Origin of the sequence: Deinococcus marmoris DSM 12784 (assembly GCF_000701405.1) — a bacterium.
Taxonomy (GTDB): Bacteria; Deinococcota; Deinococci; order Deinococcales; family Deinococcaceae; genus Deinococcus; species Deinococcus marmoris.
In genome coordinates, this window is record NZ_JNIV01000126.1 from 1 (window position 1) to 10984 (window position 10984).

Sequence of the window (10984 nt, forward strand, 5' to 3'; positions counted from 1 at the left end):
TGCTGGTGGACCACGCCCGCAAAGGCGTCGAGGACGAAGTCCAGGATCGCCAGATCGAGTGGCGGGTGGAGTCACTGCCGCAGGTGATGGGGGACCCGGCCACCTTGCAGCAGGTGCTGACCAACCTGCTGAGCAACGCGGTGAAGTTCACGCGCCCCCGGGAGCAGGCGGTCATCGAGATCGGCACGCAGGCGGGGGAGGAGGCGTGGACGGTGTGGGTGCGGGACAACGGGGTGGGTTTTGATCCGGCGTACGCGGACAGGCTGTTCGGTCCCTTTCAGCGCCTGCACCGTCACAGCGAGTTTGAGGGCACCGGCATCGGCCTGGCGACGGTGCGCCGGATCATCCTGCGCCACGGGGGCCGCATCTGGGCGGACAGTGTGTTGGGAGAAGGCACCACGTTCTCGTTCACGCTGCCGCACGTCCGCCCGCTCGACCTGGACGGCAACTAGGCGAGGGTCTCCTCAGCGGCGCGGTCTTCCTCGGCCTGCCGCTGGCCTTCCACGGCTTCCGCGTTATGCTCGCGCAGCTTGACCCGGCTGGTCTTCCCGCGCAGAACCTCAAGTGTGTACTCGCCTTCCCCGAACAGCGCTCCGTCCAGGGCCTTGGGCAGCGCTGTGCACCTCGGACGCCTCAAGTCAACTGCGCGACAATGTGGCCTGACCTGAGAATCGGAACCGAAACCTGCGCTAAGCGAACTCCCCAGTAAAGATTCACCGTTCCAGACGACTATTTTCAAGAATTGGGATTGGGCTGGTGCTACACAGATTGGTGGTGCGAAGCTTTTCCTGTGATAAGTGCCAGAAACTGGCGAAATCCTGTTCCAGTCGTTGTCCTTTTTGTCGGGCGATACACTCAGGAATCCTGCGATAATAACAATTACAGCAGGAATATTCCCTTAGCGCAGGTTTCGGTTCCGACTCTCAGGTCAGGCCAATGTCGTGCAGATGTTCAGCGGCCTCCAGGTCCTTGAGTACATAGCCTCTGGCCCCCAACTGGACGGCCTGCGCGGCCAGCCTGGGGTTCTCATTGCCACTCATCGCCACCACGGGTACGCCCGACGCCAGTTCCAGCGCGCGGGTCAGCAGCTCCAGGCCCTGCCCATCCGGCAGATTCAGATCCACCACCAGCAGGTCAAACGCTCCGCCGGGCCAGCGCCCCACCGCCTCTGCGAACGTCGGCACATCTTCCAGCGCCCACTCCACGGCCATCAAAGACAGCAGTTCGCGCAACAACACCACGTCCGTCAGGTGGTCCTCGACCAGCAGCACCCGGGTCATGCCCTGCCCTGGGAGGGGTGGTTCCGTCGACTCATCCATGCTCCCTGAAGGGGGCGGCCAAGGGCTGAACCCGGCCCATCCGGGCGTCGCGCAATACCTGACATTCCATCTCCCGGGCGGTCCAGTTCGAAACGGCGGCGCATGGCCTGTTCGGACCAGACGCGCAACTGCTCGACGCGAGCCGCAGAGACGCTGCACATGCCCGAGTCTACCCACTGATCGTCGTCCATACCCCAGCGTAGAGAACCTCTGCCTCACCGACGCAAAGCCGTGTGAATGGGCCTTCAGCGTCATCTCAACTGTGTAGCGGTTCATTCCGCAGCGGGGTGGTGTGCTGGCTGGGCGGACAGGTCTTCAAGCAACGGTTCCGCGTCGGGGTGGACGGCCCGGACGGCCAGGATGTACAGGCGGTTGACCAGGCCCTCGAGCCGCTCGTCGCGCAGATGGTTGGCCTCGAGATGTTCTAGGAGGAGATCGGCCATCAGCCGGTATTCGTCGGGGGTGAGGGACAAGTCACAGGTGGGGGGGGAAGGCAGCAAGCTCCCTTGGTCTGTCATGTCTTAATTTTAAGCTCATGAAGATGGCTGAACTGTGGGGCATCGCGCGGTAGCAGCAGGCAGTTGCGAAAAACGCTGTTCTGCGAAACCGTCAGCAGACTTCGCCACCAACATCAAGAGATGACGTGGCTTCCCCATACTCCAGGCAGGGTCACCCGGCCAACCGGCCCTCGCTCTGGCCAAACAGCTCCACGAACACCTGCGTCAACACCGGATCAAAATGCCGTCCCGCCTGCGCCCCGATCTCAGCCAGAGCCGCCTCATGCGTCCACGCCACCTTGTAAGGCCGCTCGCTCACCAGTGCCTCGTAGACATCACACAGCGCGAACACACGGCCTTCCAGACTGATCTCGTTGCCCCCCTTGCCCGCCGGGTAACCCTGGCCATCCCAGCGCTCATGGTGATCTCGCACCACCCGCAGCGACGCTTCTGGCAAAGCGTCCAGCCCCGCCGCAAAGCGCAACCCGGCCTCAACGTGTGAACGCATGACCGTCCACTCGGCGGCGTCCAGCGGGCCAGGCTTGAGCAGGACCGCGTCCGGGACATCAAGTTTGCCGATGTCGTGCAGGTACGCCCCCCAGCGCAGCGCCCGCGTCTGGGACGGTGACCAGCACAGCGCTCCAGCCATGCGCAGGGCCAGTTCGGTCACCCGGTCTGTATGACCTCTGGTCTCGCTGTCCCGGGCCTCCAGGATCAGGGCCAGCGAGCGCAACGCAGCGTCACACGCCGCGTCGGCCTGCCGGTCCGCCGCCAACCGCCGCTGGAAGGCCATCTGGACAGCGTCCAGATCAGCGTCAGCCAGAACGCACCGCTTGCCACTCCACATGGCATCAGGATAGCCTTTCGGACCTCACCTGCATCTCACCCGTCCAGTCCCAGAGGAGGCCAGTCCGGCGTCAGCGGGGCGCAGAGCGTATGGCCGGGGTGAGCTGATCCTGGCCTGGCCCCAAAGTTTGGAGGTTTCGAGTAGAGACTCTGGGCTGGCCCCAAAAGTTGGACGGTTTCGAGTAGAGACTCGGCTCAGGTCAAGGGTACAACATCAGCTTTCCCTGCTCGCCCAGGGGACGGGCTGACGGGCACCTTTGCGGTGTTGTCTCCGCAAAGGGGGGCGTCAGCCCGTCCCCTGGCCTGCTCAGCAAACTCGTCTGGGGTCCGGTAGCCGAGTGACGAGTGGGGTCTGCGGGCGTTGTAGAACGTCCGCCAATCATCCAGCAGCACCTGGGCGTGTTTAGCGGAATAGAAGACTTCCTGATTGAGACATTCGGCCCGCAGACGGGCGTGGAAGCTCTCCGCGAAGCCGTTCTGCCATGGTTTCCCTGGTTCGATAAATCGGGTGCCGATGTCCTGGACCGTCAGCCAGATTCCGAGATCACGGGCAATGAATTCGGAACCGTTGTCGCTGCGAAGAAAGGCTGGGGAACCGCGCCCCGCAATCACGTCCCGGAGTACGTCCTTCACCTCCTTGGAGGTGAAGGACGTCGCCACCTGCAAGGCCAGGGACTGTCGGGTGAATTCGTCGGTCAGGGTCAGGATTTTCAGGGTGGTCCCTTCCAGGGTCTGGTCAAAGATGAAATCGTACGTCCAGACGTGATCCGCGTACTCGGCCTGCATAGGAATCGTCGCCCCAGTGCGAATTTTTTGGGATACTTTGGGTTTGATGGCAAGTCCCTCTTCGCGCCAGATTCGCCGAACGCGCTTCTTGTTGATGTTGATCCCTGCTCGAACGAGCAGGGCATGGATGAAGCGGTATCCCCGACGGGGATACTGCCGGGCCAGGTCATGGATGCGCTGCCGAAGTTCGCTGTCCTGACGCGGCTTTGCCTGATAGTGCCAGGAAGATTTGGAGAGGCCCACCGGAACACAGGCCCGTTCGGGCCTGAGGTGCGCCGTAATCAGTTGCTTGACCACGGCGCGTTTCTCGGTGGGCGTTACCGCTTTTTCCCAATCACCTCTGTCATGGCATCAATCTCGAGGCGCTGCTGGCCGACGATCCGAAGGAGACGGGCGTTTTCCTTCTCCAGCCGACGAAGCCGTTTGGCTTCGTCGACATTGGTGTCGCCGTATTTCTTCTTCCAGGCGTAATACGACGCGGTGCTACACCCGAAGTCGCGGCAGAGATCTTCAATAGGCTTTTCGCCCTTTTTGCCGTCCTGGAGGAGCTTGATGATCTGATCTTCGGTGAACTGACGGGTTTTCATAGGGTGGCCTCGCTTTCCAGCCTAAGGCTGGGGGCGAGCCTGAGTCTCTAGTTCATACCGTCCAGTTCTCAGGGAGCAGACCAACTCGGCTCAGGCGAGCCTGCGTGTCTACTTCATGCCGTCCAGTTCTCGGGGAGCAGACCACCTGTTGTGTGCCGGGCCAAACTCCGGGTCCTCCCTGACATGAAAAACGGGGCAGCTCTATGCTGCCCCGACTTTTCAAGCTCCGTTGACTTCAGCGCCCTCTACTTCAGTGTTTTCGCCCAGTCCAGGATGGCGCGGTTGGCAAAGGGGGCGTTCTCGTAGATGGCGGCGTGGGCTGCTCCAGGAATCAGCACCAGCCTGCTGCCCGCGATGTTCTGCTGCATCTTCATGGCGAAGGGCGGCGGGTACACGGTGTCCTCCACGCCCACCAGAATCAGCGTCGGCACGGTGATGGTCCCCAGTGTGGGCAAGGAGTCGGGCCGCTCGGACAGCGCCACGGCTCCCGCCACATCCCCGGCGACGCTGGCCTGCTTCACGATGTCTCCGAGGAACTTCGCGTCACCGGGCTTGCCCAGGCGGGTCACGCCGGTCAGCATGTCCTTGAGCAGTTCACCCACCAGCGACTGCGGCCCGTAAGTCACGGCCTTCTGCGCCATGCCGCCCCACAGTGCCTTCTCCACCACGTTGGCGGGGTTGGCGATGGTGTCGATCAGCAGCATGCCTTTGAAGCGTTCGGGGGCGGTGCGGTACATCTCGAACACGATGGGACCGCCCATCGACATGCCGCCGATGATGGCGCTGGGAACATTGAGCTGATCCATGACGGCCAGTGCGTCTTTGGCATAGGTCTGGATGGAGCCGGTGTCACTCTCGGGGGCCACGCTTTTGCCGTAACCCCGGTGATCAAGGGTGATGACCCGGTAGCCTGCATTCGCCAGCGCGTCCCGGTTGCGCGAGAACAGTTCGCCGCTCAGCGGATAGCCGTGCAGGAGCAGCATGGGCGTGCCACTGCCCTGCGAGACGTAGTGAATCTGCGCTCCATTCACGTCAAGCATGCCTTCCTGCCGCGAGCCGTCGCTGCCACCGGCCAGCGCTGCGCCGGAAAGAAGGGCGAGACCCAGGGCCAGTTTGTTCTTGTGTCCTTGCTTCATGAAATACCTCTGTGACGGGGCCGCGTGCCTGGGGTCAGACGTCCACATCGTTTTGACTGCCCGCACAGCCTAGGGAACCCTGGGCAGGAGCGGAGACGATGGCCTTTAGAGGCTCTTTGAAGTCGGCAAGAATTAAAGAAGCAGAGTACGTTCGAGGAGGACTGGCGTCGTCATTTCACGGGTAAGGTTCTGCTCCGACGCATTCACATCCCGCCTGCCGAAGGCCCGCACCAACGCGGCTCGAGGTGGGCACGCCTTTACGCGGCAATATGAAACCAGACGGCGCTCTGGAGAAAACAAATAGCAGCTTCCAAAGCCATTTTCTTCATTATCGCAAACTCTTGCGTTGGAGCGCGAGAAAACTCTCATGTGATTTGACAAAATTTGGGCTTCGTCAGATTCCGCCTCTCAGGAACTGCCACCGACTTTGCCAACAGAATCCAGGTCTCAGGTCACCCCTTCACACAGTCCAAAGGAGGGCCGCTCAGGACAGCGCCGCCATTTTCCTGAGCGGCCCTCACCTCTGCCAGTCCATGACCAGTCGGCCAAGATCGCTTTCAATTTTTGCAATTGCAGCAGAGTTAGAGTAATGATGTCGAGTCAATAGACGATCTGCTCTACCAAGCAGACAAAATCTTACAGGGCCGCGATAGGTCGATTAAGGGTTGTCAAGATGCTCTGGACAAATACAATGCAGCCGGAGAAATGGGTTCTGGAATTGCTTATAAAAAAATAGGCGATTTATATAGTGATGGAAAATATATAAAAGCTGATCTGGAGAAAGCACTCCTCAATTATGATAAAAGTGTCTACAATGGCTATACAGTTGCCCTATCAGATATAGCGGTCATCTACACTCTCATTAAAGATTACGGTAATATCATTCATAGCTGGGAAAAATATTTCGAATATCTTGATAAGCACAGTAATCACGATGCTGACTTACCGACAAAAGCTATATTTTATATCCTTCTAAAGATTAGAAATAATGAGGGATTCAACTTCTATATGTGCTTCCTTGTGAATCCATCCGAGATTTTTCTTCAAATAGACGAAGATATAAAATATCTTATCAGATCGATAAATAAAGACGTACAATGCATAAAGTTTTCAGACGAAAGAAACAACAGTAGGGAAACTGAAGAAATTCAATTAGAACTGGTAGAAAAAATAGCTGACGTAAAAGATTTGAAAGAGTGTCATAGTGTCTTCACGCGCCTGATAGACAGTCTCTGATGTTCCCTTCCCCACACGAACTGCCGCTAAACTGTAACACACGACTGGAATACCGAAAGAACGTAGACATATAGATCCTCTCCGTTTCTGACCCAAATCAGGCCGCTCATCAGATACGAATGTATACAGTTACTTTATGGAGATCACATACCCTTATCCAGGTGGGTGGGAATTCAAATAAGATGAGTGGATGTGGAGCCAAGCAGACCATGAAAGGCTGCTGTTGACTCTGGCGGTTGCCGAGTCCCAGCAGCAGCTCCTGGATCAGTTGGTGCAGGGTTCTGTCAAGACACTCACGGGGGTCACGCTGTGGCGTCAGGAGGACGGAACCCTGGCGTTGCAGGGGTGGTCCGGCACGGCGCACGAAGAGGGCAAGCCCATTCCCTTGCCGGGTGCGCCGAACTATCTGTTGGGATGGACACCGGAAGCACCCTTGCCAGCTTCGGCTCAGGCCGTGCTGGGGTTGAGACTGCTGTACCTGGACGCCCTTCACGAGAAGCTCCAGTTGAGTGATCGGCTGTCGATGCTCCATCACGCGGCCCTCACCGATCCACTGACAGGACTGGACAATCGACGTGCTTTTGACGCAGATGTGGAAGCTGCGGAGGGGGCGCACAACGACTTCGCTGTGGTATTTATTGATCTGAATGGGTTCAAAGCGCTGAATGACAAGTTCGGGCACGCGCTGGGGGACTCGCTTCTGCGGGGCTATGGGGTCTGGCTCTCGCGCGTGACGCATCAACGCGCGCAGGTCTACCGCCTGGGAGGCGATGAGTTCGTTGTCCTGGTGCGTGACACCGTGCTGTCGCCGGAAGCATTCTCCGTCTGGGCGATGGACCGGCTGCAAATTCCTTTTGTCGACGGCGTGAGCGCAGCAATCGGGATTGCGTGGCGGCATGAGTGTGAGAATGTTCGGGCGGTGTTGAGCCTGGCAGATGAGCGGATGTACTTTGCTAAGAAAATGTACGCTGCCCAGAAAGCAGAGCGTTCTACGATTGCCCTTCAGGAACGTCGGCGCTTCCGCACTTGAACCCGTGCAGCAAGACAGCAACCTCCTCCTGAAGGAGCAGGAGAAGGCGGAGGCGTGAGCCACGGCTGTTGCGACATGTGTTGGAGATGGGGTCAGGACACGATTGATACTGGTGGCGAAGTCTGGTGACGGTCTCGCAGAACAGTGTTTTTCGTGACTTCGCCACCGGCGTCTACCGATGAAGAGGTGAGATTTTGACTTCGCCACCAGTATCACGATTGAGCAATTTTTGTACGCTAAGCAAAAGCAACACCTGAGTAGGGCGGTCTAGGAGATCCCTCAGCGGAAGGTGCCAGCTCACTTTCAGCCAAACTTGACCAGGATGCGAGTCCGTGCGGAGCAACGCATCCCACGATGCCCTGCCCGCAAAATTGCGACACTCGGAACATGACCCTTCAATCCGCGCCACTTTCCATCGGACACCTGGCCGCCGAGACCGGTGAAAGGGTCAAGGCTCTGCGCTACTGGACGGACCTCGGTCTCCTTGAGCACCGACGCAAAGAAAGCGGCTACCGGACGTACACCGCTGAGAGTGTGGCGCGCGTGCAGTTCATCCGCTCCGCCCAGCACGTTGGGTTTACCCTCAGTGAGATCGCCGGCATCCTCCGCCTTCGGGCGGAGGGCTACAAGCCGTGCGCGGAGGTCCGAGAAGAGCTGCAAGTGCATCTCCAGGCCGTGCGCCAGCACCTGACCCAGCTCCAGGCGTTGGAGGCCGAACTCGCCGGGCGGCTGGCGTATGCCCAGATGCACCCTGATCCCGAGTGCGATACGGCAGGCTGCGTGTACCTGAATCCACCGGCCCCTTGACTCTCCCTCTGAGGGGAGACTCTAGTTTTGGACATGGAACTCAACTGCTGCGCCTCCAGCGCCCCCGGGCAGGACGTAACGTCCTGCCCGGTGAGTGGCACCCGTGGAAAAGCGGTGCCCCTGATCACCCTCAAGGCCCTGCTGACCCCGCTCGCCCTGGCCCGACTGACGCCGGAAGACACTTTCCGGTTCTGCCCGGACCCCACCTGCGACGTCGTGTACTTCAACGCGGCCCAGATCTGCCGCACGGAAGACCTCAAAGTGCTGGTCTTCCAGAAGGATCAAGCTCCTGGGGTTCCGGTCTGTTATTGCTTCGGTCACACGCGGGCTGACCTCAGCGCGGCAGCGGCCTCGGGGACGGGTCAGGCCCTGGAAACGTCCATCCGCGCCCATATCCAGGCCGGGCGCTGCGGGTGTGAGGTCAACAACCCGCAGGGCAGGTGCTGCCTGGGCAATGTCGTGGCCTTGCTGCGAACCCTGGACCGCCAGGAGCAGGCGTGACCCGCTACGACGCCGTGGTGATCGGCGGGGGGATGGCGGGTCTGCCGCTGGCGCTCAAACTGGGCTTCAAGGGACGCTCCGTCGCACTGATCGAGCGGGGGCAGCTCAGCTCGGCTGAGACCTGCGCACATGCCGGGCATCCTCCACTGGACAGGCCGTTTGCACGGCTTACATTGTCTCACTGCGAACCTGCTACCGTCACCGTGGCCCACTCTCGGGTGGGCCGCTTCCTTCGGGGCAGGGCGAAACTCCCTACCGGCGGTGATGGCCCCAGGCCTCAGCCCGCGAAGCCCGCGCAAACTGCACCACGCGCCGGCCCGATCCCGTTCAATTCGGGAGCCGACGGTCACAGTCCGGATGAGAGAAGGAGGAACGTCACCCCGCCCACCCCGGTGGGTGACGACAACCCATGTATACAGTGAATGCGCCGCCTGAAAGGGTGGCAGCGGCCCTGCCCACAGACGAGCGCTGGATGACGCTCGCGCTGGACCTGGCCGCCAGAGGACTCGGCCGAACAACTCCCAACCCACCTGTGGGCTGCGTCATCGTTCAGGAAGACGAGGCGGTGGGCCTGGGCTTTCATCCCAGAGCCGGTGAGCCGCACGCGGAAGTGTTCGCCCTGCGCGGCGCTGGAGCGGGGGCACACGGCGCAACTGCCTACGTCACCCTGGAACCCTGCCACCACCACGGGCGCACCCCGCCCTGCACGGACGCCCTGATCACGTCAGGAGTCCGCCGGGTGGTGGTGGCGGCGCTCGATCCGAATCCCAGAGTGGCCGGGTGCGGCGTGCAGGCGCTGCGCGACGCGGGAATCGACGTGACCGTGGGCGTGTTGGAAATCCAGGCGACGCGGCAGCAGGTAGGCTTCCGCAGCCTGATTGTCCGGGGCCGTCCCTGGGTGGTGGCCAAGTACGCCATGACCCTGGACGGCAAGGTGGCCGCACATGACGAGGGCAACGGCGCGGTCAGCGGCGAGGCGGCGCGGGCGCGGGCCATGACCTGGCGCGACACGCTGGACGCCGTCGCTGTCGGTAGCGGAACCCTGCACAGCGACGATCCCGCCCTGACCACGCGGGGCCTCTCCGGGGGCCGGGACGCGCGCACCGTTGTGTTTGATCGCCGCGCCCAGTCCAGTCTCCAGGCCCGTGCGTGGCGTCCGGGCAGCGTGCTCGTGACGGCTCCCGACGCCGCAACATTGGCCTTTGAGGCGGCGAGCATCACCGTCGTGCGTGCCGAAACGCCCCAGAGTGCCCTGACCCAACTGGGCCGCTTGGACATCTCCAGCCTGCTGCTCGAGGGCGGCCCTGGCCTGCTCAGCGCCTTTCTGGACGCCAGCCTGGTGGACGAGGTGCGGGTCTTCATCGCCCCAAAACTGCTGGGCCGTGGCCTGTCGCCGCTCACGTTGCCCGCCCGCCGCATGCATGAAGCTCAGGAGTTGCGCGACGTGACCGTGGAAACGCTCGGCCCAGATGTGCTGGTCACGGGCCTGCTGGGCGACATTCCCTGCCTTTGACGCATTTTCTCCTCTCCTCTGGAGAGCGAGGTGGCGGGCAGGCTTGCCACCATCACCACTGAGGTCAACTATGTTTACTGGAATCATTGAGCAGCTTGGGCGAATCGCCCACACCATGGACACCACGGGCAACCTGACGGTCACCATCGAACCGAACGAGATGTGGGGGGACCTCTCCCTGGGCGAGAGCATTGCCGTGAACGGCACCTGCCTGACCGTCACCACCTGGGACGGCGCGGGCTTCACGGTGGACCTCAGCCGCGAAACCCTGGCGAAGACCGCCCCCCACTGGCAGGGGGGTCACAAGGTCAATCTGGAACGGGCCATGACCGCGCAGGCCCGCTTCGGCGGCCACGTGGTCAGCGGACATGTCGATGGTGTGGGCGAGATTCTGGGCGTTGAGGCCCAGCCCGGCGCGTACACCATGACGGTGCGCGCCCCCGCCGCGCTGGCCCGTTACCTGGTGCCCAAAGGCAGCGTCACGGTGGACGGCGTGAGCCTGACCGTGGTGGATGTAGGTGGCCCAGCGGGCAGCCGCGCCGATCTGCGTGCCGACGAGTTCACGCTGTGGCTGGTTCCGCACACCCTGGAGGTGACCACCCTGCACACCTGGACCGCCGGAACGCGGGTGAATCAATGGTTCGGACAGTTTTGACGAAAAGTAGGGGTGGCCCAAAAAACGGGTCTCCGGTAGGGTGAGGTTCTCAAGCCCACACCCAAGGAGAC

Annotated in this window: 14 protein-coding genes, 1 pseudogene and 1 riboswitch; of the genes and pseudogenes, 8 read left to right on the forward strand and 7 right to left on the reverse strand. The window is 61.2% G+C overall.

What is annotated here, in order from left to right; genetic code table 11:
- The coding region (locus Q319_RS0120400) for a sensor histidine kinase (RefSeq protein ID WP_029484275.1) at nt 1-452 on the forward strand (452 nt) is incomplete at its 5' end.
- Here Q319_RS0120400 and Q319_RS0120405 read toward each other — a convergent pair.
- From Q319_RS0120405 to Q319_RS0120435, 7 genes are all read right to left on the reverse strand, one after another.
- Nucleotides 449-637 carry a hypothetical protein gene (locus tag Q319_RS0120405; RefSeq protein ID WP_029484276.1) on the reverse strand — a complete coding sequence of 63 codons (189 nt, stop codon included), beginning with the start codon at nt 635-637 and terminating at the stop codon, nt 449-451. The genes Q319_RS0120400 and Q319_RS0120405 overlap by 4 nt on opposite strands.
- A gap of 286 nt (nt 638-923) precedes the next feature.
- Entirely contained in the window at nt 924-1280 is a 357-nt protein-coding gene (locus Q319_RS0120410; protein ID WP_029484277.1) for a response regulator, read from the reverse strand.
- 311 nt (nt 1281-1591) lie between these two features.
- The gene (locus Q319_RS0120415; RefSeq protein WP_029484278.1) at nt 1592-1837 is read right to left on the reverse strand and encodes a hypothetical protein; all 246 of its coding nucleotides are present in this window, start codon (nt 1835-1837) and stop codon (nt 1592-1594) included.
- 151 nt (nt 1838-1988) lie between these two features.
- Nucleotides 1989-2663 carry an HD-GYP domain-containing protein gene (locus tag Q319_RS0120420; RefSeq protein WP_051655612.1) on the reverse strand — a complete coding sequence of 225 codons (675 nt, stop codon included), beginning with the start codon at nt 2661-2663 and terminating at the stop codon, nt 1989-1991.
- A 194-nt stretch (nt 2664-2857) separates the two neighbouring features.
- Nucleotides 2858-3745 carry an IS3 family transposase gene (locus tag Q319_RS0120425; RefSeq protein WP_029484280.1) on the reverse strand — a complete coding sequence of 296 codons (888 nt, stop codon included), beginning with the start codon at nt 3743-3745 and terminating at the stop codon, nt 2858-2860.
- A gap of 20 nt (nt 3746-3765) precedes the next feature.
- The gene (locus Q319_RS0120430; protein WP_029484281.1) at nt 3766-4035 is read right to left on the reverse strand and encodes a transposase; all 270 of its coding nucleotides are present in this window, start codon (nt 4033-4035) and stop codon (nt 3766-3768) included.
- A gap of 245 nt (nt 4036-4280) precedes the next feature.
- Nucleotides 4281-5171, reverse strand: coding sequence for an alpha/beta fold hydrolase (locus Q319_RS0120435; protein WP_029484282.1), 891 nt, complete (start codon nt 5169-5171; stop codon nt 4281-4283).
- A gap of 705 nt (nt 5172-5876) precedes the next feature.
- On the opposite strand from Q319_RS0120435, the gene Q319_RS27500 reads away from it, so the two are divergent.
- The 7 genes and pseudogenes from Q319_RS27500 to Q319_RS0120460 all read left to right on the forward strand — a co-directional run bounded on the left by Q319_RS27500 (nt 5877) and on the right by Q319_RS0120460 (nt 10913).
- Nucleotides 5877-6407 (forward strand): SEL1-like repeat protein, encoded by a 531-nt coding sequence (locus tag Q319_RS27500; protein WP_156039497.1) that lies wholly within the window; start codon nt 5877-5879, stop codon nt 6405-6407.
- A gap of 190 nt (nt 6408-6597) precedes the next feature.
- On the forward strand, nt 6598-7437 hold the full coding sequence (locus tag Q319_RS24940) for a GGDEF domain-containing protein (RefSeq protein ID WP_051655613.1): 840 nt from the start codon (nt 6598-6600) through the stop codon (nt 7435-7437).
- Between the two features lie 387 nt (nt 7438-7824).
- Nucleotides 7825-8244, forward strand: coding sequence for a MerR family DNA-binding protein (locus Q319_RS0120445; RefSeq protein ID WP_029484284.1), 420 nt, complete (start codon nt 7825-7827; stop codon nt 8242-8244).
- 33 nt (nt 8245-8277) lie between these two features.
- Nucleotides 8278-8745, forward strand: a complete 468-nt coding sequence (locus Q319_RS0120450) for a putative iron-sulfur cluster-binding metallochaperone (protein WP_029484285.1) — start codon at nt 8278-8280, stop codon at nt 8743-8745.
- A 17-nt stretch (nt 8746-8762) separates the two neighbouring features.
- Nucleotides 8763-8861, forward strand: a pseudogene (locus tag Q319_RS29000) (FAD-binding protein); the annotation flags it as partial.
- A gap of 108 nt (nt 8862-8969) precedes the next feature.
- Nucleotides 8970-9118: riboswitch (FMN riboswitch) on the forward strand.
- A 36-nt stretch (nt 9119-9154) separates the two neighbouring features.
- Nucleotides 9155-10258, forward strand: coding sequence for a bifunctional diaminohydroxyphosphoribosylaminopyrimidine deaminase/5-amino-6-(5-phosphoribosylamino)uracil reductase RibD (gene ribD, locus Q319_RS0120455; protein WP_245619414.1), 1104 nt, complete (start codon nt 9155-9157; stop codon nt 10256-10258).
- Between the two features lie 70 nt (nt 10259-10328).
- Complete coding sequence (locus tag Q319_RS0120460; protein ID WP_051655614.1) at nt 10329-10913, forward strand: riboflavin synthase; 585 nt, start codon at nt 10329-10331, stop codon at nt 10911-10913.
- Nucleotides 10914-10984 lie beyond the last annotated feature (71 nt).